The 22,942-nt window shown below is 37.9% G+C and carries 17 protein-coding genes; 8 read left to right on the top strand and 9 right to left on the bottom strand.

Going from position 1 to position 22,942, the window contains the following annotated elements; all coding sequences use genetic code 11:
* The first annotated feature begins 267 nt into the window (after positions 1-267).
* Positions 268-672: a hypothetical protein gene (locus tag L659_RS0121650; RefSeq protein WP_007375644.1), complete on the top strand. Its 405-nt coding sequence runs from the start codon at positions 268-270 to the stop codon at positions 670-672.
* 55 nt (positions 673-727) lie between these two features.
* Positions 728-1,342: a DUF7010 family protein gene (locus L659_RS01000000123140; protein WP_231388463.1), complete on the top strand. Its 615-nt coding sequence runs from the start codon at positions 728-730 to the stop codon at positions 1,340-1,342.
* Positions 1,343-1,900: 558 nt separating this feature from the next.
* Here the strand turns inward: L659_RS01000000123140 and L659_RS0121640 are convergent.
* A complete protein-coding gene (locus tag L659_RS0121640) occupies positions 1,901-5,533 on the bottom strand; it encodes a YobI family P-loop NTPase (RefSeq protein ID WP_024591893.1) in 3,633 nt (1,210 codons plus the stop codon).
* A gap of 483 nt (positions 5,534-6,016) precedes the next feature.
* Between L659_RS0121640 and L659_RS0121635 the strand changes: the two genes are divergently transcribed.
* The 3 genes from L659_RS0121635 to L659_RS0121625 all read left to right on the top strand — a co-directional run bounded on the left by L659_RS0121635 (position 6,017) and on the right by L659_RS0121625 (position 8,294).
* Positions 6,017-6,502, top strand: coding sequence for a hypothetical protein (locus tag L659_RS0121635; protein ID WP_024591892.1), 486 nt, complete (start codon positions 6,017-6,019; stop codon positions 6,500-6,502).
* Between the two features lie 240 nt (positions 6,503-6,742).
* Positions 6,743-7,489, top strand: a complete 747-nt coding sequence (locus L659_RS0121630; protein WP_024591891.1) for a hypothetical protein — start codon at positions 6,743-6,745, stop codon at positions 7,487-7,489.
* 373 nt (positions 7,490-7,862) lie between these two features.
* Positions 7,863-8,294 (top strand): universal stress protein, encoded by a 432-nt coding sequence (locus tag L659_RS0121625; protein WP_024591890.1) that lies wholly within the window; start codon positions 7,863-7,865, stop codon positions 8,292-8,294.
* A gap of 337 nt (positions 8,295-8,631) precedes the next feature.
* Here L659_RS0121625 and L659_RS0121615 read toward each other — a convergent pair whose 3' ends face one another.
* Both L659_RS0121615 and L659_RS0121610 read right to left on the bottom strand, forming a co-directional pair.
* Entirely contained in the window at positions 8,632-10,215 is a 1,584-nt protein-coding gene (locus L659_RS0121615) for a tetratricopeptide repeat-containing sulfotransferase family protein (RefSeq protein WP_024591888.1), read from the bottom strand.
* Between the two features lie 104 nt (positions 10,216-10,319).
* Positions 10,320-12,737 carry a TonB-dependent receptor gene (locus L659_RS0121610; protein WP_024591887.1) on the bottom strand — a complete coding sequence of 806 codons (2,418 nt, stop codon included), beginning with the start codon at positions 12,735-12,737 and terminating at the stop codon, positions 10,320-10,322.
* Positions 12,738-13,214: 477 nt separating this feature from the next.
* On the opposite strand from L659_RS0121610, the gene L659_RS0121605 reads away from it, so the two are divergent.
* Positions 13,215-14,309, top strand: a complete 1,095-nt coding sequence (locus L659_RS0121605; protein ID WP_024591886.1) for an NADH:flavin oxidoreductase/NADH oxidase — start codon at positions 13,215-13,217, stop codon at positions 14,307-14,309.
* A 74-nt stretch (positions 14,310-14,383) separates the two neighbouring features.
* On the top strand, positions 14,384-15,580 hold the full coding sequence (locus L659_RS0121600; RefSeq protein ID WP_007581814.1) for an MFS transporter: 1,197 nt from the start codon (positions 14,384-14,386) through the stop codon (positions 15,578-15,580).
* A 72-nt stretch (positions 15,581-15,652) separates the two neighbouring features.
* Here L659_RS0121600 and L659_RS0121595 read toward each other — a convergent pair whose 3' ends face one another.
* From L659_RS0121595 to L659_RS0121580, 4 genes are all read right to left on the bottom strand, one after another.
* Positions 15,653-16,516 (bottom strand): EamA family transporter, encoded by an 864-nt coding sequence (locus L659_RS0121595; protein ID WP_024591885.1) that lies wholly within the window; start codon positions 16,514-16,516, stop codon positions 15,653-15,655.
* A 235-nt stretch (positions 16,517-16,751) separates the two neighbouring features.
* Positions 16,752-17,495 (bottom strand): FadR/GntR family transcriptional regulator, encoded by a 744-nt coding sequence (locus L659_RS0121590; RefSeq protein WP_024591884.1) that lies wholly within the window; start codon positions 17,493-17,495, stop codon positions 16,752-16,754.
* Positions 17,496-17,941: 446 nt separating this feature from the next.
* On the bottom strand, positions 17,942-18,928 hold the full coding sequence (locus L659_RS0121585) for a Gfo/Idh/MocA family protein (RefSeq protein ID WP_024591883.1): 987 nt from the start codon (positions 18,926-18,928) through the stop codon (positions 17,942-17,944).
* 37 nt (positions 18,929-18,965) lie between these two features.
* A complete protein-coding gene (locus L659_RS0121580; RefSeq protein ID WP_024591882.1) occupies positions 18,966-19,976 on the bottom strand; it encodes an AraC family transcriptional regulator in 1,011 nt (336 codons plus the stop codon).
* A 102-nt stretch (positions 19,977-20,078) separates the two neighbouring features.
* Here L659_RS0121580 and L659_RS0121575 point away from each other — a divergent pair, with 102 nt between their 5' ends.
* Entirely contained in the window at positions 20,079-21,683 is a 1,605-nt protein-coding gene (locus tag L659_RS0121575) for a GMC family oxidoreductase (RefSeq protein ID WP_024591881.1), read from the top strand.
* 27 nt (positions 21,684-21,710) lie between these two features.
* On the opposite strand, the gene L659_RS0121570 is transcribed toward L659_RS0121575, so the two are convergent.
* Positions 21,711-22,526: a class I SAM-dependent methyltransferase gene (locus L659_RS0121570; protein ID WP_024591880.1), complete on the bottom strand. Its 816-nt coding sequence runs from the start codon at positions 22,524-22,526 to the stop codon at positions 21,711-21,713.
* Positions 22,527-22,529: 3 nt separating this feature from the next.
* Complete coding sequence (locus L659_RS0121565) at positions 22,530-22,931, bottom strand: hypothetical protein (RefSeq protein ID WP_024591879.1); 402 nt, start codon at positions 22,929-22,931, stop codon at positions 22,530-22,532.
* Positions 22,932-22,942 lie beyond the last annotated feature (11 nt).

The raw sequence follows: 22,942 nt of genomic DNA, 5'->3' as shown, positions 1-22,942 counted from the left end.
CGTTTATACTCCTGTTTAATCGCGCTTTTTACTTTAAGTTAGCTTTGAATTATTTACTCTTATCACTCGTTATTACCCTAAAGTAGCGCAAGCACACTGAATGAGCGCTTAGTCTGCAATGGCGCAGCCAAAGCGCTGGGTAAATAACGATGATTGTTTGTTTACATAATAGGTATGGAATGCGAAATATAATTTAAACAGTTATTGTTATGTAATTTGTTAAGTAATTTACTAGGTATTTTACTAGGTAATAAAAAGGAACTAACAGTGAATAAAGCCTTAGTGATCATTTTATTGGTGCTTTCGTGGGCAACCCAAGCCGACTCTATCAAAGCGCTAAATGTTGACCGTGCAGTACCAAATAGCATGCACTTATCGTTTGCAAACGATAGCAACATAACCCCTAAAAAAGGGGATTTTAAAATCGTTAATTATGTATTAATGAGCAATGAAGAGGGCGAACGCTGGGCTGTTATAACGCTAACTAACTTATCGTCGGGCAATCGCGAATTAGGCGAGGAGCACTTACTTGCACTTTTTGCTGACGGCAGCCGATTCATGCCAATGGAATTTAAACTCGGTTTTAAAGGCAACGAAACACAATCGGTAACTGTATCGTTTGCCGATTATAAATTCCCTATTTTAAGTGTGTATTCGAGTAACGATTTGTAACTAATAACGATGCGATAATATTAAATTAGGGATATTTCTAAAATTAAGGATTTTTATGAAGTTTGAAGATGCGCAACAAAATATGAACCTCGCATACTTCGGTGGTGGAACCGGTGTATTAGTGTCTGGCTTGGTTTGGTGTATAGCTGGCTTTGTCGCATTACTGCATTCAAATCAATCGAGTATGCTTACTTTGTTTTTTGGTGGTATGTTTATACATCCTTTAGCCATGCTACTTTCAAAAGCGCTTAAACGCTCTGGCAATCATGATCCTAAAAATCCATTAGGTAAATTGGCCTTAGAAAGCACTATTATTTTATTTGTTGGTTTGTTTTTAGCGTTTTATGTAGCAAAACTTCAAGCTGAATGGTTTTATTCAATAATGCTGATGATAATTGGTGTTCGCTATTTAGTTTTCAACACTTTATATGGCATGAAAGTGTACTGGATTTTAGGTGTTTCGCTTATGTTTTCTGGCATGTATTGTATTAAATGCCAATTTTGTAATCGGCGCCTTTATTGGCGGGATAACCGAAATAGTATTTGCGCTAGTAATATTTGCCCAATCGAAAGGTATAGTTTTAAAAACAGAATAACAAGCTCTTATAATCGCAAAATAGTATGCAGTTGGAGTTACCCTTCAGCTTGGTATACAGCAAAGGCTTGTTAAAGTATTGAGTATCTGCAAATTGCATGTAGCTATTAGTCGGATTAGAGCGATAACCAGACGGTCGATAAACCCGTTTTTGAACAAAAGCTTCTTAGAGTTATTGTACTAGTCAATAGTGATACTCATTAAGGTTTGTTGGGGTAGTGAAGGAATCTCACATATGCCCTCACTCCGTTGGGCATCACATGCGTAACCCACTGTTGTTTTAATCTTTTAGTTCGTGGCAAAATTAACTATTTCACTACACCACGCCACAGACTATTGCGATATACATCATGCTGCACAGTGGTAAATAAGTGGTTGATATCAATGTGTATTTTAAATTTAAAGCTCGAAACACCCTTCTTTATACCCTTGGCTTTATTTACGTTAAAAATATATAAGCTATGAGCAAAAATATTAGGATGTGCGCGTAAATTTGTAATTTCTACTTACTTACACTTATAAAGGCTAGCCCGCTTTCGCCCCTATTGCGGGTTAGAAGCAAAAGGCAAACAGCCCTCATTTGGTTACTATGCCTCTAATAATGTTTACTGGAAAAGCTAATTCAACATTCATTTAAGATCGTCTAGTATATATTGCAATTTTATTGTCCTTGATTTTTTGACTAGAGATATATCCACAGTCCTCTAATGCTATTGCTAAATCTTTATGAAGGCGATTATTTACCAAGTTAGGGTTATTTTTAAAAGAAGCTATTTGAGAATATGGTTGCCCCATTGACTTAAGTAAATCTGTTATCTCTTCTTTATTAAAAGTATTAATAAGTTTAAGAAATAGAGTGATAGCTTGATTTTTTCCAGTTGAATGTTTAATTGCAATATATAACAAACTTTCTTCAAATTGCTTTAGATCAGTGACTTTAGACAATATATGTAAAATATTATTAGCTAAGTTATGATTATCTTCCAAATTACCCTCATTCAATAGTTTTACTAAGGCAACTTGGTCTACCAACGAAGTAATTGCATTTAATAAAAATAATGATGTATCAGGTGAAAGTTCATATTCATTGGACTTATTCCAATAGTCAGAAAGATTATTAAATATAAACAGGCCTACTAATTCAGGATGGTGCTCAGTAAGGCTGCTATAGTTAGTCTCAGATAAAGATAATAGGTTTTCTGTTAGTAAAGCTTCCATTTTTTCTTTGGGAATATCGTAACGATTTAACGTTTTATATTTGTAAGGAAGCCCTTTAATAAGCAATGCAAAAGCCGCGTTATTTATTAAGTCATCCACTAATATCATTTGAATTATTTCAGAAATACTTTCTTCAAACTTTGAATCTTTGTTTATTTTCAAAATAGAGAGACACTGAGCTTTTTGATTAAGCACTTCAAATAATTGACTTTTATCATCAGGAAACTCATTATTAAATTCAGCTAAATTGCCCCAATTTATTTCTAATTTTGATTCAACCAATAATAGTTTCCAAAAAACACTTGGTATATTTGAAAGTGACTCAAATACATGGTTTTGCTTCTTAATTATTTTTTCTTTAGTTTCACTACTTATGGCTGGATTGTTAAGTAATTTAATAATGGTTTCTTCACTTTCCTCCCTATTGACAGGAAGAGCTAAAAATACTTTGTTAATATAGGTTTCAATATTATCTTCAATGTAACAAATGAAGTTTTCAATATTGCTATTATAGATAACGCTCAGATTACTTTTCTCTATCTCATCTTGTTGTTTGTTTAATTTTTTCAGTATCAAACATATATTTTCAGAAGTGATTTCGTAAAGAGATTGGTCAAAAATATGACTTAATAATTTGTCATCACCAGCGCACTCTTCAAGCTCTTTAAATTTAATATTTAAATCAGTGAGTTTGTAATACACCTGCATTTGCTCTGCAGGCTGGAGATCTAAAATACTTTCAGGGTTAACCGCTAAGTAGTTAGTGAAGGTTTCCTCGCTATTCATATATTTATAAATGAATTCTGATTCAACATGTAGCAGTATTAATTTCAATAGGTAGCTTTTTTGTGAGGCATTAATTTCATTTGATTCAGTAATCGTCGATGCATAATTAGGCCATTGCTGCGATAGCAGTTGTATAAACCGCTCAACAGACCGCGTAGCATCAATGAAGACAAGTAAAAAGTCCCACAAGCTTTCAATGTTATTACTAATATTTTCAAGTAAGAGGGTTAGTTTATGCTTATGAGCTTTCTTATATTTTACCAAATAGTCTAGTAATGAAATATTGAAAATATACTTTTCTTTGAAGTCATTTTCTCTTAATCTATTCTTAATTATCTCTTCAATATAAGTAAGTTGGAGAGTTAAACTTGAGGGTCTGAAGTCCCTTACGGCTTTAATAAAATTCATATCATTATGAGATAAACGCCCATCATAAAAGTGCGATATATGATCTTGGTAATACTCATCTATATGTCCATTACGCAGTAAATATCGGAGTAAATTATAAGAGCTATCATCAGCATACCCATCTTTTGAAAATAATGAGAAATCACTACCCTTTTGTAATAATTTATATTGCGATAATTTAACTAGTTCTGACTTTTGCTTGATTAAGTTAGCTTTTTCTTCTTCTAATTTTTCCTGTTGAGCTGTTTTATTACCTAGTATCAAATTTTTCCGTTCAAGGTAACTAAACTCAGAGTTAACTTTATTTTCAATATCATTAAAAGACATGTTTAAGGATCGATTTACCCAATGGTTGTTTCTTATAAACTTAACTGTTATGTCGTCAATATCTAATAATGCATTAAAGTTATCTTCCACTTTTAATTTTTCCAACTCGACAAAGCTACCGTTAATATTAACGGAGTAGTCATGACCATAATCTTGCTCAATAATCTTATGTATATAAATGCTATTTAAATCCAATATAGACATAGATTTCTGTTGCTGAATTTGATTGTATATAAACTGTAATTTGCCATTAACAATCTCAATATTGCTGAGCAAAGATGCAGTGTGAAACTCAATTAATTTATTTCTGTTATTACAGCACTCATAAACCAGACCTCTATTTTCATGTAATTTAGAAAAATCTTCAGGATAAACATTTTTATATATAATGAGAGCCAGTAATTTGCTAGGCTTGATGTGGTCACTAAACAAGACGCTATAATACAAGTTCATTTCATTGACTATATTGTTAAGCAAACGCATATCATCAATATAGATAGAAACTTCTTTCAAGAAGTCTTGGTCTAACCTTCCAATATTCATATTTGAATATTTTGTATCTGGTAGTCTTTCTTGTAATTTCTCGTAGGAGTTAGAGCAATTGATTATGGGGATAACGGGAATAATGAAATCAAAGAACTTAGCTCTTTCTTTGTGAGCAAACATTTCATCTTTGATCGCATATAAAAATACAACACGTCGATTAATATCTTCCGACTTATTTATTAATGTATTTATCTCTCTTAATTTTACAAATATTTCAGATGAGCCAAATCGATCTAAGTCCTCAAAAACGACAACATCAAAAGTATTACATTGGAAAAAGTATAAAATTTCATCTAGATAGCGATTTAAAATGGAGTTTTTGCTTTGTTCTCCAAGCTCAATTTCACCGCTTTTTACATTGACTTTCTTAAAAGACTTGCGGTTAATATGCCGGTAAACATTGATAGAGTAAAGTATAAGACCAGATAAACTAAAAGTTGTGATACCCCAGCCAGCCAAAGAAGCGATTGCTATAAATTTTGAAAAGAGACCAATAGATAGCGTGCTCACGAATATTATCGTAGTCAATAACCAAGTAATGAAAAAATAACTTTTACAGTCTTCGAGTTTATCTTTTGTTATTGTTTTAAAACGAGATAAAGGTATTTTTCGGCTTGATATTCCATATGTCATTTGTTGTAAAATACTTCTTTCAATAAGAATGTCTGAAGTATCTTCTTTCTTCTCAGAAAATGACGCCAGTGAAATGTTCATGAAATTATATACGCTTTTTTTATCCCCCTTGTTATCGGAAGAACTGAATCTAAGGAATGTTTTTAATTTCTCTTTGAAGCTTGGTAGAGGAAATGAGAATTTTTTTTCAAAGGAATTAATAATACTGCTTTTCCCCGAACCGTACGATCCTGTCAATGCAATATTTGTCACATTATTATTATCTAATGCTATTTTTATTGCTTCAGCATAATGCCCCTCACTATCAGCGGTATTTACAGGAGTTAAATCAACGTATTTTTTACTCATTGCCTTTCCCTAAGCGCTTATCAAAAATGTGTACCTGTGCCCTATATTCTTTAAATGTCAGAATATTATAGAATCCATCATACTCAACTTTATGAAAAAAAACATCTTATCGAGAGATTTTCGGGAGTGCTGGTTTACTTCTAAAAACACCACTAGTGCCAAAATTAGGATGACACCCATATTAATTTATACTTAAACAGTAATTGTTGTACATAACCAATAGAACGATGACAACTGTTAGTAAATAATGGTGGTAAGCCCTTATCACCTCGAATGGTAATCCTCTTCTCTAATTACTCAAATATCGATAACCCCTTTCAAAACACTAATTAAAACAACACCAAACTCCCACTTTATATTCTGCATAAAACACTGTAATCGATTGAACCAAAATAGGAACTCAGCTATGGTTAAACCATCAATAAAAATAAATTAAAAACGAGTTAATCTACAGGATCGTTAGCTCACTAATATGGATAATCAATGGAAGTAGCTATGTTTCAAAGATATAAAGAATGGTCAAAGAAATATGACGTTATGGCCTTAGAGTTAAAAAAGAGGGGATACCATTTACTCAAAATGTTCTTTTTCCTCAGTTATTTTACGTTGGGATTTGCTCACTTTAAAACCATTTTCTACAAAGAATATGATAGTGACAAAATTATTAGAGTACTTTTCGATGAAAGCCTGTTTTTCTTCTCAATATTAACATTTACGTTTTTCGCTTTCTTGTTTGTTTTATCTAGTTGGTTAACCAGAAAATCAAAGCTATTCAACCCACTCAAGGTGTTTTTTCATTGGGCATCGAATTCTAGTTTTGACTTTTCTTTTGGACTAATGGTTGTGTACCTGGCGGGCTTTACAATAAAAGCCAAAGTATCGATTGAAAGCATTCCTTGGTTTAATTTTAGCGACTTATCGACTTATCGACTTATGTATTATTTGTTCTTACGGTTTTCTTTTACATAATCACAGTTGATTTACTAATCTTTGTAACAAAAGATATTCCAAAGAAAAAACAGGTCGTGAAGTTGCTAGGAGTTATCACAGCCTTATTAGCCGGTCTGACTGTAATATCAAACATCATGAGCTAACAAAAACATTAAGCCGCTCGCTGGGACAGTAACACGTGGGCTCTGTCGCTTCGCTCGGATTTTAGCCCACGTGTTACTGCCCCTTATGTAGATGTTAGCAGGCAAAGGAGGCTCAGTGGATTATCTAAAAAATGCGTTTAATAAAGTAGGGTGGTTTTTGCCTGCATACGTTCAAGTCGGTTTTTTGGAACGCGTGGCAAAGCAGATAGATGATGACGTTGTTTGTGAGAAAACTCTCGAGCCATACTTGGCGCAGATATATTCACCCGAAAATTTAGCCGCAATGGTTTCGGAGCGTTATCATACTGTCCCTTTCGTAAATGAGTATCAGGAAATTATATCTGAATCAGTGGAGGCTCATTTTCTCGGCCTTGATCATATCGCCGTTTCCGGTCTTATGCCTGTCATTGAAGGTGCAGGTAAAAAACTTGCGAAAAGCCGAAATGTAGAAGTAGGCAGTATTAGAAGTGTTTTTGTCAATTTAGCGGAAGACTGCAGAAAGGAAGTAACTGATAAGCAGATTGGTGCTGTTAATGGGATTATCTCTATGCTTGATGCATTTATCAATTTCACTGATAGCAACTTATATATAAATTCCAAAAAATACCCATTCAGTGACAATACTAATCGACATGGGATTTTGCATGGTGCATTTACAGATAGTGACTATGGAGAGGCTATAAATTTTTATAAAGCAATTGGTGCAATTGACTTTCTATGCTTTATCTCGGCATTAAGAGCGTCGATATCTTGTTTTTCGCCATCTACTACTGATGCCTCTAATTCTTTATCTTTGTATTATCGGTTATGTCTAAAGTTGGCTAAGCAAAAGCCTGCTAATAAGGCACTTAAATGCAACTAAAACAGTGGGTTAGGTTTCGATTTGCTACACATTATAACCCACTGTTTTAGTCCGCTTAGTGCGGCGTTACGAACGTCCGGAAATGGCACTTTTGTGAAGTTCAACTGTGAGCGAAAAACTGACTGTCAGCCCCAATTATTCTAAATATTGATTATTTTATAAAAGAAACAACAACGACAACCAGAATAATAAACCCAGCAATCACAGCCTAATCAATAAGCATAAATTGATGTTTAGTGCCTTATTGATCGTAATCAATAGATAACCCTTTAATACTCACTACACTTAACTTGCTGAGATGGAGCCGAGTCTATTCTTATGGAGTTGGTAATATCATTGAAAAATATGATTTTAGATTGTGAAGGAGAATAATATGCGAACAGGTAATATTTTATGGCCTACAGATTTTTCTGATACTGCATCACATGCTTTGCAATATGCCATTGAAATGGCGAATTTATATCAAGTAGGCATTCGTATTTTACACATTGTTGATCAGCCTTCAGATAATGAGAATTATATGATCCTTGCGATAACTCCCCAAGAGTTAGCTAAAAATATGGAAGACGCTGCGGCGAGTAAAATGCATGAGTTATTAGGTCAGTTGAATACTGATTTAAAGATTGAAACGGTTATTCGACATGGTGATGCCATTAATGAGATTTTAGATGAGACTAATAGCGGTGATATAGGCATGGTGGTAATTGCCAGTCATGGGAGAACCGGACTTTCTCATTTTTTGAATATTAACGTTGCAGAAACGATCGCCAATAAAGCTGATTGCCCAGTGTTAATAGTTAAATAAAATTGGCGCGTATCTCTTGTCCCGCTGCGGTCTTAGACGGGACAAAGTGGCCAGCACGTTGGGTAAAAATGTGAGTTGTGTAAACATCAATACACGGTTTAATTGCCCGAAAGTGAACGTTTTATACTGGGGCAGTACCTGTATGTATAACCTGGTCTTTTCCTCTTGAATTGACTGAATAATGAAGGTCAGCTTATGGCCACTCTCCAACCACTCGACAACATAAAATGTTGAAAATAATTGGCAAGGTATTTTACTGTGTCGGATGGCGCTTCGCTTATTGGCACAAAGCGGACTATCCCTAAGTCCATCCATTTAACTCCCAGCTATAAAACGCTTACTCAAAACTGATATTTTGCTTTAAAAAGTAATCTTCAATTTCATCAGTATGGGGCCTAAACGCTTTCCAACGGCCAATTGCTTTATTGTTAAGTGGTTGGCGTACTTGCATTTTACTTGCAGTAGAAACTGGTGCGGTGTTTAAGTGAAAATCTATACACTGGGGTTGCCACTCTAGGTTACAAAAGCTGACTAACTCTTTAATTTGTTGCTCGGGCTGTGCGACTAACTCTTCGTATTTTACTAATTTTATATTGCTGTGTTGCATGCTGAAGTGCTGCGTTAGTTTGTAAAAACGACTGTAAAATTTTGCTGTGTCGAGTAAATCCAGCGAGTAGGCGTAGTAGGGGTTATTAATGGTAAATAATTGGCGGTAGTTACCAATGCAGGTGTCCATTGGGTCGCGCAGCATACAAATAATTTTAGCGTTTGGCAGTGCTTTGGTTATTAAATCGATATAAAAAAAGTTAAACGGGAGTTTATCTATAAAGTGCTTATGGCTGCCTGTTATTACGCGTGTTGCGTTTAAATAGGTTGACCCAAGCTGATTAAAATCAAGCTCGTAGGCTTTACTGAGCGTTTGAGTGTCGAGCACGTGAGGTGTTTGTGTTTGGCTTAGCTTTTTAACGCTTAGGCCAAAGTCTTGTAATTCACCGGCTGATTGCACGTCGCTGTGGCTCGATAAAATACGCTCAACTAATGTGGTGCCAGAGCGGGGCATACCTAATACAAAAATAGGTTCGGCCGTTGGGTTACCTTGTGTTAGCGCTTGTTTGTGTTGTTCACTTAAGCGTTTAATATGTTCAAATAACTCAGTTGAGCTTTTATGATCAAACGGCTGCACAGCACGTTTTGCTACTTTACCTTGCTCTAACGCGTTAAAAGCCTCTGAAAATTCACCAATATCTTGATACTCTTTTGCTAAAGCATGGCCAATATGCAGTTTTGCATCGGGGTGCGTTACTTGTTCAAACACGTTTTTTAAGCGTTCAATATGGTTGTTTTGCTTACTTACTTTAGTTAAATCACTTAATGCAAAATGACTTTGATGGTGCAGCGGGTTAAGCGCTATGGCATTTTCAAAAGCGTGTTGGGCTTTATCAAATAGTCCTAAAAATTTAGCGCTTACGCCGTAGTTATAATAAAACGGTGGTTGAGCTTTGTTAGCTGCTGTAGCCAGTTTAATAGCGCGCTCAAAGTAGTTAAGTGCGTGTTCGTGAATGCTTGCTTGAGTAAGTGCAACGCCGAGTGTGTCGGCATCAAGTGCTTTAGTTATTTGCTTTAATGGCACCGATAGTGCGGTGTTTTTTGCTTTTTGTAATTCGCCAGTAAGTGCGTAACATTTAGCAAGTTGCGCGGTGTATTCAATACTTTGGCCAAGGGTAAGGGCTTTTTCGATGAGCTTTATTGCTTTGTGTATTTGCCCAACAGTTAAATTAACCATAGCTAACAAAAAATACCCATCAGCAAAGTCTGGTTTGAGTGTAACTAACTCCACTAGGGCTTTGTGTGCTTGCTCTATTTTACCTTGGTTTAGGGAGTGTATTGCGCTTTGATGAAGTTGCTTTAAATTTGGCTGCATGGTTTTGGTAATTATTATTTTGTAAAAGAAAATAAAAAGGCTCAAATAAATTTGAGCCTTAAAACAGTGTTTAAAAAGTGAGACTGTTTAAAAATTACTATAAATTATATTTCAAATTTGTAGTTAAATTTAACACCTACCGTAAGCGGGCGATTAATGTAATGGCCGTAGTTACGTTGTATGTCGGCGCCATTAGCGGATGTTATATCGGCATCTGAACGACGAACGGATGTAACCGCGTATTTGTTGAATAGGTTATCAACATATAGCGTAGTTGACCATGCATCAGCCGTTAATTTAGCTGATATATTACTTAAGCTGTAACCTGGTAGTGTTTCGCCGTTATCACGAAGTCCTACTCTTGAAAGAACGTCGCTTTGCGCGGTTAAACCGTAGTTAATATCAAGCGTTTTGTCGTTAAACACATCTGTTTGATAGTTTACACCCATCGAAAATTGGTTTTCAGGTGAACCAGGTAAACGGTCGCCGTCTTCTGCGCCACCGGTACCATCGGCATTAAACAAAAATGGTGCGTCTGATGTTAGTTCTGCTTTTGTGTAAGCGTACGTAGCGTAAACTGAAAACGAGTCAGATAAAATTGCACGAGTCGAAATTTCTACCCCTTTTGCATTAGCGCTGCCTGCGTTTGAAAGGTACGTTAATTGACCTATATCTGTAGCGCCAGTGATTTGCGCATCATCCCAATCTACGTTAAATAACGCGGCGTTAAAGTGTAGTTGGCTTCTAAACCATGTACTTTTAAAGCCTAGCTCGTAGTTTGTTGTGGTGTCGGCTTCATATAATAATTCGTCAGGTTTACCACAACCTGTTTGTTGATCCTCAACAATTGGATCAGGACAAGACACTAAACCGTTTGAGCCGCCAATTCTAAAGCCTTCACTTACTGTTACGTAACCCATTACTGAGTCAGTGAACTGGTATTTAGCATTAAATTTAAATAAGTTACCGTTATCGCCTGCTTCGTCTTTTTCGTATGCAACGGTGGTTACATCAGGATCTACTCCACCATACAATGTATTTGCTAGCGGGAAGTCAAAAGCCGCTTGCGACTCTATATCGTATTTGTAAAAACGGGCACCAATGGTCACATCTAATTTGTCGGTAACTTGGTAGCCAACTTCACCAAATAGTGCAGACTCAGTGACGGTACTTTTTGTAAGCTCTAAGTATTCTAATGAGTCAGGTCTTAGCTGCTCGCCACCAAAGTTATCGATAGCGAATTGGTCAAACCCAGGCGTAAACTCTCGGCTTGACGCTTCGGTTTCTGTTTTGTTGTAAAAGCCACCCACAATCCAGTTAAAGTCGCTGTCGCCTTGCGACACTAAGCGAATTTCTTGAGTGAAGGTATCTTCTTCGTCTATTTCACGGGTAAACGTTGAAAACGAAGGGAATTCTTCATAGCCGTAATCAAGACGAATAAGTAAGTCTGTTTGGTCGCGTTGACCGTCGGCATCAAAGCTCGAAATACCGGTTGCCGATACTAGCTCTGCAAAACCTAGGTCGGCTTTTAGTTCAAGGCTTAGTAATTGATCTTCTTTTTCGCGAGGCTCTTCAAAGCGATAAGCTGATTCGTATTTACCTATTACGTCGCTTAAACCGTTGTTTGCATTAAGGCTGTTGTAATGAACAATCGAGCGGCCTTCGCTGTCTTGGTTTTGGTAAAAGTAGTTAAGCGTACCTTCAAACGACTCATTTGGTTTAAAGCGAACAGAAATACGACCTGTTGTGGTGGTTTCGCCGTTGGCGTCTTTTACATTTTTAAGGTTGTTATTAACTGCTGAGCTATCGCTCCAATCTGGATCTGGCAGTGATACGCCTGGCTCGCGTACTACGTAGCCGTAATCGATAAAACCCGGGTCTTCATATACGTTTAAGCTTGCACGAACTGCTAATTTATCTTCGATAATAGGAAGGTTAAATATAAAGCCGCCTTCGCCACCTAAAGAGTCACTTTCTTTTGTTTGAAATAGGTCGCCGTATACTTCAAGCGATGTAAAATCAAGCTCAGGCTGTTTAAGCATGTAGCGAATTGCACCGCCTAATGTGCCTGCACCATAAAGGGTGCCTTGTGGCCCAATGAGTACTTCAACGCGCTCAATATCTACTAGGCGCATATCTACCGAAACTGGAATTTCGTTAATGTAAGTAGATACTGTGCCGCCATCTGATGATGGACCAGATGAATTAGTATTTAAACCACGAACAATAATAGGCGATCCAGAGCGACCACCTTGATCGGTGATTGTTAAACCAGGTACCCAGCGTGCTACATCCGCAAGCTCATTGATATTTTGATCTTTCATAATATCTGCATCAAGGGCTGTAATATTTAGCGGTGCATTTTGCACAGAGCCGCTGCGCCTTGTTGCTGTAACTTCGATTACTTCGAGTGATTTGTTTTTAGCTGCAACTTCCTCTTGAGCAAGTGCGGCATTAGGCAATAAAAATACGCTAGAAACAGCGCTCGAAATAGCCAAGGTTAACAAGCTTGGTTTAAACATAAAAAGTGATCCCCAGTTCAAATGTTTTACATTAGTAAATTAAGTTAAGCAGTTTATCAGGGAGTGAAGTAGCTGGGAATATTTAAATTGAATTTTAATTCACTTTTACAGAATAAATATGGTTTGTGTATGGGGTTTTTATTTAGTTAATAGGCAATATAAGCAATAGCTTAGTGCTATTAGGTACAGTTAGGTTAAAAATCACACCCTTGTTTAAAGGTAAATAGTCATTCATTTTTTAAAGATGGCTTTATGACGTGCTCGTTAAACAAATTATTACATTAAAATTGATAGTTTATAATGTCATTAGTTATGCTTTTATCAGCACTATTAAAGTATGTTTTTATCCCCATTAAGAGTGGTAGTCGTATTTATAAGTAACTGTGTAAGTTATTGAGTGAGCGTGTTTGATTACCGCTTCGTATACTCTTTTTTGTTTTGTCCGCACTTTTTTGTGCGTGTTTTTAAGGATTAACAATGAGCCAACTATTTTCGCCTGTATCACTTGGGCAAGTAACGTTAGATAACCGTATTATTATTGCACCCATGTGCCAGTACTCAGCAAACAATGGCGCTGCTAGCGATTGGCACACTATTCATTTGGGCCAATTGAGTTTAAGTGGTGCAGGATTGCTAATTTTAGAAGCAACAGCAGTAAACCCAGAAGGGCGTATTAGCTACGGCGATTTAGGGCTTTGGAATAACGAAACCCAGCAAGCCCTGGGCAAAAGCCTAAAAGCAGTAAGACAATATAGCCCTATGCCTATTGGTATTCAGTTGGCGCATGCTGGGCGCAAAGCATCAACTGAAAAACCATGGGACGGTGGCGATGCTATTGCACCTGATGACGTTAATGGCTGGCAAACCGTGGCACCTTCGGCAGTTGCGTACGACGATAGCAGCCCAGTACCAAAAGCAATGAGCCAAGACGACATTGACTCACTAATTAAAGATTTTGTAAGTGCAGCTAAACGCGCTGATGAACTCGGCCTTGATTTAATCGAGCTACATGGTGCGCACGGTTACCTGTTACACCAGTTTTTGTCGCCACTTTCAAACAAGCGCGATGACAACTACGGTGGTAGCCTAGAAAACAGAATGCGTTTATTGCTTGATGTGTTTAAAGCGGTAAGAGCGGTATTTCCTAGTGAAAAAGCGGTAGGTGTACGTATTTCGGCAACTGATTGGGTTGAAGGCGGCTGGGATTTAGATCAATCGATAGTGCTTAGTAAAGCGCTTGATGAACTCGGCTGTGACTTTATTCATGTAAGTACTGCGGGTTTAAGCCCTGAGCAACAAATACCAGTAAAACCTAATTTTCAGGTACCGTTTGCAACAGCCATAAAAGAAGCTGTGAATATGCCTGTTATAGCGGTGGGTTTAATTACACAGGCGCAACAAGCCGAGGATATTATTAGTGAGCAGCAAGCCGATGGTGTAGCGCTGGCGCGTGGCATTTTATATAACCCGCATTGGCCGTGGCATGCAGCTGCAGAGCTTGGCGCTACAGTAACTGCACCTAAACAGTATTTACGCTCAAGCCCACATGGGCAGCCATCACCAATTAAGTAAAACGAAGCTTTTTGTAAAAACCCAACCCGCGTTTGCTGGTTGGGTTTTATTATTTTTATAAAGTAGAGATACACATGACCCAAACAGGCGTTTCAGCGCAACCACTTAGCAATACACTCGTTACTATTATTGCTTTGTGTTGCGGTCTTATTGTTGCCAATATTTACTACGCTCAACCTATTATTGAGTTGCTTGCCCCAGAAGTTGGATTAAGTGCGCACAGTGCTAGCCTTATCGTATCGCTTACACAAATAGGCTACGCTTTGGGGTTGTTTTTTTTAGTGCCATTAGCTGACTTAATTGAAAATAAGCGTTTAATGCTTATTACTTTAGCTGTGTCGTTTTTGAGTTTAGTGGGGACGGCACTTGCTGATTCACCTAATGTAATGCTTATTTTATGTTTAATGATAGGTATGAGCTCGGTTTCTGTTCAGGTGCTTATTCCGCTTGCTGCGCATTTATCGTCTGACGAGAAGCGCGGGCAGGTTCTTGGCAATATTATGGCGGGTCTCTTGCTAGGTATTTTGCTGGCAAGACCTATATCGAGCTTAATAGCCGATCACTTTGGTTGGCGCGCTGTATTTTACTTTGCAGCAGGGTGTATGGTGTTTATTGCAGGCGTAATTTATTTTGCTATTCCAAGCAGGCAACCTACCCATAAAACAACGTATTTTAAGTTATTAAAATCGCTTAAACAGTTAATGATAAGCCAACCAGTGCTGCGCCAACGTTCACTTTTTCAAGCATTAATGTTTGCATCATTCAGTTTATTTTGGACGAGCGTACCGGTTGTGCTTGCCCGTGAGTATGGTTTATCGCAATCAGAAATAGCATTGTTTGCATTAGTGGGTGCGGCAGGTGCTGTAGCTGCCCCTATTGTTGGTCGCTTGGCAGATAAAGGCTATACGCATCAGGTATCGTTACTGGCCAAAGTAATTGCAGCAGTGTGCTTTTTACCAAGCTTATTTGAGCTACCTTACGGCATTATAGTATTGGCATTAACCGGTGTGTTTATTGATTTTGCTGTGCAGGCCAATATGGTATTGGGTCAACGTGCTGTGTACGCACTAGAGCCACAAAGCCGTGCGCGTTTAAACGCTATTTACATGACGAGTATATTTGTAGGTGGCGCAGTAGGCTCGCTTATTGCCAGCCCATTATATGAAGCGGGCGGGTGGACAGGTATTGCACTGGTTGCTACGGGCATGCCGCTTATTTCGTTGATTGGCTATTTGGTTACAACTAAAAAGCAAAGTAAGGCTGTGAGTTAAAAAGTTACCGGATACAACACAATAAAGTCACCATGTTACGTGGTGACTTTATTTAGGTTATTTGGTAGTTAATTAAGTAGCCTGTTTTTTTGCGTTTGAAAACGAGCTACCAACAGATGCAATAATTACAAGTAAAATAGCGAGCCACTGCCATAAAGTAAGTAACTCACCCAGTATAATAAACCCTGCGAGCGAAGCTATTGCAGGCTCTAAGCTCATCATTACGCTAAACCCTTGTGAAGGCATGTTACGCAGTGCAACCATTTCAAGTGTGTAAGGCAGTGCGCTTGATAAAATAGCAATACCAATACCCAGTGGGATAATTTCCCACGTAAACGCGGCGCTTTGCATAATGCCGCCGTAAGGTACTAGCACTATAGCGGCAACGGTCATACCCAATGCAACAGTGGCTCCACCAGAGCTTTGTGTGCCCGTTTTTTTACCAAATAATATATAACCTGCCCAACATGCACCGGCACCAAGCGCAAGCGCTACACCCAATGGATCAAGGCTGTCTTGGCCGCTCATATCAGGAAGCAGAAGTAAAATACCGGCAATAGCACACGCAACCCAAAATAAGTCACGTTTACGGCGTGATGAAAATAAGGCAACAGCAAGCGGGCCTGTAAATTCAAGTGCTACACCAATGCCTAGTGGAATGCGTTCAATGGCGTAATAAAACAAAATGTTCATGCCGCCTAAACTTAAACCATACACAATTATAGGAATACGATTACCCGAAGTAGGTAAGTGTTTCCAAGGTTTAAACACTAAGCAAAGTATAAAGGCAGAAAAACCAAGCCTAAGGGCTGTCGTGCCTTCAGGACCAACAATAGGAAAAAGCTGTTTTGCAAATGACGCGCCCGTTTGAATGGTCATCATTGCAAGCAGTACACACACGATAGCCAGTAAATAACTTTTTGAAGATGCTTGCATTTTTATCCTTGAGTTGAGTAACTCTATCAATTAGTTAAATTGTAATGCAGGGAGTATAAAAGCTAAACCCGCCCGATATTAATGGCGGCATAGTATCTTTTTTTAAATTTATAGGTAAGTGTTTGCGACCAAAAATAGCGCAATTAAAAGTATATTAAATAGGGCGGGTAAATAAAGTAAGAGGTAAAGTTAGCAAACAGGCGTTTGCTAACTTTAATCAGTTGGTTAAAAGGCCTTAGTGGGCACTTTTATTAACTAAGCCATCAAGTGAGTAGAGGCCTCGTTTTTCATCATTTTTGCGTTTAATTTCTTCAAGTGCACGCGATTCTACAGCGTCAAATAAAGCATTAATTAAGCGGTTAAAATGTTTGTGCATTGCGGTGCGCGCTGCATTTGCATCATGCGACTTTAGGGCTGTATAAATAGCGGTGTGTTCGTCCATAACGCACTCGTTATTGTTTTTACACACACTGCCATAGTCAGCAACAATTTGTGGGTTTGTTAAACGTAAATCCCACAAGTTAGACACTGCGAATTCAAGTGCTTTATTGCGCGTTGCTCTAGCTATAATTTCATGAAACTCACGGTCGGCTTGCTCAACATAAAGGCCTTTTTCCATGGCAATTAATGTTTTATTTAGTTGCTCTAGTTCTTCTTCTGTAATGCTTTGAGCAGCTAAAGCGGCAATTTCGCCTTCAATTAATGCGCGAGCTTGAGTAAGTTCAAATGCACTGATCTCTTTTGATTTTATAGATGCATTTTTTTGTTCTACTACGTAAACACCAGAGCCGGTTTTAACTTCAACTCGGCCACGTACTTCTAATGCGATAATAGCTTCTCTAATGGTAGGGCGACTTACATCAAACATTTCTGCAAGTTCACGTTCAGGTGGTAAACGACTCCCAGCAGAAAATTCGCCTTGATTTATTAAAGACTCAATTTTATCAACTATGCGCCAAAATAAGCGACGATTACCCATACTTTACCTTCATTACCTTAAGGAATAATGGCCTCTGGGGCCTAAAAGTCAAAACCAACTGTTAATATCAGAGGTTACCTTAAAATTCACTATTATGTCAAAATTCTAACGCGATGTTATGGTTAAAAACTACTATACACTAATGGTTGTATTCTTGTATTACCAATTTAGTTTAAAATAATGTAATTGGCCAGCTTGATTGGTAATGTTTTTATGTGTTAGGTTAGATTTAAGGTTATTGAGTAATAAATATTGGTAATAAACCGAGTTGGGTTGTCAGTGTTAAGTTTTTTATTGTAGAAGTATTTGATTGCCCATGGATGGGGATCGCTATTATTTAAATGTGTTTTTAAAGTGTGTTTTGTAAAATGTGTAGTTGTACGAGAGCTATTTAAGCTTTCTTCTGGGCGTTAACTGTCGTTGGTTAACGCCCATATTTTATTTAATTAGTCGTTAGGGTACACAACCCCAAGCTGTTTGCGCGCTTCATCAAGAACGCTCATTACGTTACTGGCTAAAATGTGCGTATTAACGGGTGACTCAAGGATATTTCGCTTCACTAATGCCATAAAGTGTTCAACTTCGTATTTCATAAAGTGCTCATCAAATGGCTGGGATATAATCTCTACCTCACCATTATTAGCAATAAACTCCACCTTTTTAAGTTGCGATACGGCTTCTATACGTATGCGTCCAAGTTCGCCTTGTATTTCGGTTATGTTGTCGCCTTGCGATATTTTAGAGTAACTAATAACGGCTTGTTTATCAGCGTAGTTTAGTAATACATCACCCGCACCATCTACACCTGTATCAAGTAATACGCCACTGGCACTTACGCTTTGCGGTGCTCCCCAAAGTGCAATTAATAAATACAGTGGGTAAATCCCTAAATCAACTAAAGCACCATTAGCAAACTCGGGCAAAAACGTATTTGGACGTTCGCCATTTTTATATTTATCGTAACGCGATGAATATTGACTGTACTGGCCAATATATTTACGTGGTGTGCCAATTTTTACCATTGCCTGTTGCAGTCGTGCAAAGTTAGGCAAGTGAGTGGTCATCATGGCTTCCATGTAAAGGCGCTGATGTTTTTTTGCTGTAGCTATAATGCTTGCAAGCTCTTTAGAATTGGCTGCTGATGGTTTTTCGCCAAGGATATGTTTACCTGCTTCTAGGCACATAACGGCATATTGCTTATGTAAGCTGTTAGGGGCGGCTACGTAGACAGCATCAACATTTTGATCTTGGCATACTTGCTCGATTGAGGTGAAAATTTTTGCTTGTGCATTTTGTGGGTGTTTGGCTAAAAATGCTTCGCCGCTTGATACTGCGCGCGAGCACACCCCATATAAATTAAAATCGTTTAATGTATTTGCAGCGGCTAACAGTGTGTCGCTAATAAAATTGGTGCCAACAATAACAAAGTTCATGCTCACTCCTTAGCTTAAATAAAAATAATAAGAGTGTTTAGTTTAACATCTTTTTAGTCCTATATGCTCGAGGAGAACATCCAAACCAGCGTTTAACATTAACACTTAGCGTTGCTTGCTCCTGATACCCTAAAAGCTCAGATATGGTTGAGATTGTAAATTGGTTTTGCGCTAAATAGTGTGCAGCTAAAGCGCGACGAGTGGCATCTTTAAGTTTTACAAAACTCGTATTATGTTTGATAAGTTCTCGATGCAGAGTACGCGGGTGCATACCCAGCGCAGCTGAAATAGTTTGGTTACTACATTGATAAATAGGAAGCATAGGCCTAATTAGTGCACTAACTTGGTTGGGCAATGGTTGTGTGTGTTCTTTGTTTTTTGCCAAGAAGCTTAGCGCCGCTTGTACTTTATTTAGTTCAGGGTGATCAAGCTCAAGAGTTAAATCACTTTTTGAGATTACAATACCAGCGCTGTTGCGATGCTCTATAACGTTACAACCAAAGTAAGTGTTATAGGCACGAGTATTAGTACTTATTTTTTTTGGCAAAAATATATTAATTGGTTTGCAGCGGTTATTACTCAGCTTTTTAATAACAGCCAATGCTAAACCAATAGTTAGCTCAATCACTTGGTTGATGTTCGGTAATGGTTTTAAATTAATTTCGAATGATAAAAACAAGCTTTTATCATTCTCTAAAGGGTGCGAGTTTAAGCTAAGTGCAGGGCTGTGCAAGTGAAGGTATTTAATAACCCAATTAAGTGCATCACCTAAATTAGTACTACTTTTAGCTGCTATTGCAATATGCCCTAAAATATCAAAATTTTGTCTACTTGCGAGCCTAAGGCCAAAACTAGAACAATTGAACTTACAAGCACAGTACTCTAATAGCTCAGCGTAATCTCGATAAGGTAAATATTGGTTATCGAGATTTTTAAAGTCAACGTTATTAATATTACAGTTTTGCATTATTTCATGCGGATCGCCGCCAAATTCGCTAATTAGGGTATCTATACCTTGTAATGACGTGGCTCTGATTAGGCTGCTCATGGTTAACCTCAAATAAACGATGTCTAAAAATATCAAGTTTTGTTGAGTTTTTCTATGCACTATTACTGCAAAAGCCGTTTAAAACTTTTATGAAGGTACACCATGAACAATACAACATTTGATTACATTGTGATTGGCGCAGGTAGTGGCGGCTGCGTTATGGCATCGCGCTTGGCTGAGGATAAAAATGTAAGTGTGTGCTTAATTGAAGCTGGCGGCAGTGATAACAGTGTATTTGTGCAAATGCCAGCAGGCATAGCAGCGAGTGTGCCTTATGGCATAAATAGCTGGCATTACAATACGGTGCCACAAAAAGAGCTTAATAACCGATGTGGTTTTGTGCCGCGTGGCAAAGTACTGGGTGGGTCAAGCTCGACTAATGCAATGGTTTACATAAGAGGTAATAAGTACGATTACAACCAATGGGCTGCTAATGGCAATACGGGATGGGATTTTGAGAGTTTACTCCCGTACTTTATTAAAGCTGAGAACAATAAAGCATTTACAAATAATGAGCTGCACGGGACAAAAGGTCCGCTACATATACAAGAGCTAAATAACCCAAGCGATGTAAACCAATACTTTTTAAATGCCTGTGCTGAGCAGGGCGTTAATTTAAGCGACGATATAAATGGCAAAGAGCAAAGCGGCGCACGTCTATCGCAGGTAACTCAGCACAATGGCGAGCGTTGTAGTGCAGCAAAAGCATATTTAACCCCGCATTTAAACCGCCCCAATTTAACGGTATTAACCCATAGCCACGTTAATAAAATAAATGTAACCAATAAGATAGCGCAAGGTGTGCAAATAGAGCGTAATAAAGAGGCTATTAATTTACGTGCTAAAAAAGAGGTAATACTTAGTGCAGGCGCTATTAATTCGCCGCAAATATTAATGCTTTCAGGTATTGGCCCTAAAGAGCAGTTAAGCGCACATAACATTAAGGTTCAGCACGTACTTGAAGGTGTTGGCGCTAATTTACAAGATCACTTAACGGTGGTGCCACTTTATAAATCAAAAACAAATAAAGGCACATTTGGTATAAGCCCGCTAGGCATTGCCAGTATTTTTAAAGGGTGCGTTAATTGGTTTAGTAAACGAGAAGGGCGATTAACCAGTAACTTTGCAGAGTCGCACGCGTTTATTAAATTATTTGAAGGCTCGCCAGCGCCCGATGTGCAACTAGAGTTTGTAATTGGGCTGGTGGACGATCATAGTCGTAAATTACACACTGGGCATGGTTACAGTATACACAGCAGTATTATGCGCCCCAAAAGCCGAGGCTCTATTACATTAGCTGATAACAACCCGCGTAGTGCACCGCTTATAGACCCTAATTATTTAAGCCATCCAGATGATTTAACTGTAATGCTTGCTGGTCTTAAAAAAACACTCGCTATTATGCAAAGCAAAGCTTTTGATAACATACGCGGTAAAATGCTCTATCCGCTTGATATAAATAATGATGATCAGCTAATTGAGTTTATACGCCAAACTGCAGATACCGAATATCACCCAGTAGGGACATGTAAAATGGGGCAAGACTCAATGGCAGTGGTGGATACTAATTTACGAGTACACGGGGTAAGTAACTTACGCGTAGTCGATGCGTCGATTATGCCTACCATTATTACCGGCAACACAAATGCACCGGTAATTGCGATTGCTGAAAAAGCGGCTGATTTAATTAAACACGAAAAGGTGTAATTAAATAAACTGTAGTATGGCTATTAATTAGCTATAAAACTCATTTAGCCATTGTTGCCAATCACTTTCCAGGTGCAGCATTTGCTGATGCTTTTTAGCGTTTAGATGCTTGGTTTCGTCCTCGCTTGCCATATAGGGTCCAACGCGGCAAAGGGGGCAATGGTTAGATGTAAAGTATGCAGGCTTGGTAAGACGTGAGCTTAATTCGCTAGTATGTGTATCAATACTTTTTGGGCTGAAAACGTAAGTTATGCCGCTGGTGTCTTTTACGTGTTTATCGCGGTCAACATTACGAATTTTATAACCTTCAAAATGGCTAATATCAAATGGGATTTGGCCTAAATAATCAGCGTTTAAACCGTTATTTAAACTCCCTTCTATATTCCATTCTCGATAAGGTTTTACATCCTTTGAAGTGATATAACACAGCATTGGACCATTTTTATCAAGCGCGTATTCGTTAGCGTATTTAATAAATTGATGCAGTAAAGCGCGGTTTAATACGTTCATACTGGTTTGGCGCGTGTTGTTTTCAAATGCTTCACGGCCAACAAACGCAGGTATAAGCGGAAACTGAAAAATAACCACGTCAAAGCTGTGCTGGTTTTCACTTAGAGTTTGCCAACACGCGGGATTTGTTACATCAAAACTATTAAGTATCTCAACGTTATGCGCTTTTAGGTTACTAAGTGCATTGTGCTGATACTTTTGCTCAATAGTTGCCTGTTCATCGTAAGTGGATGCAACCAAAGCTTTTGGCGATAGATGAGTGTAAATAGCGTTCGAAAAAGATAAATCGCCATCGCCTACGGTGAGTATTCGCCATTGAGGATTTAAATACATATTTTATTTAGCGTTTATGTTTGTAGAAGTATTATTTATATCGCTATTTGTTTGTGAGTCTTTTGCTAGTAAACGATGAAACGCAAGTCTGGTTTTTAACCCTTCAATTGCGATTTGTTTAATAATAAGATTAAAGGTAATTAAAATGGCAAAGGCAATATGAATAGGGCCGTGAGTAAATCCTGCATCTGTATCGTACAGTGTTAAACCAAATAGCAAAAATAAGACGACTAAAAATATTTCGAGTAATTGACTTGAATAAAAGCTTAAACGACCTTCGCTTTTATGATCTTTTTTAATGCGTATAGCACAAAAAAATGGGATCACTTTGATTTTAAATGCAGCGTTTTTTTCTACGTAGTTTTCGCCAAGTTCGTCGAGTTGTTGGCGTAGTTGGTCAATCATGGTGTGTCCTC

Origin of the sequence: Pseudoalteromonas sp. S8-8, assembly GCF_000497875.1 — a bacterium.
Lineage (GTDB): Bacteria > Pseudomonadota > Gammaproteobacteria > Enterobacterales > Alteromonadaceae > Pseudoalteromonas > Pseudoalteromonas arctica.
Note: the sequence above shows the minus strand (reverse complement) of the source record. Positions and strands in the feature narration are given on the sequence as shown.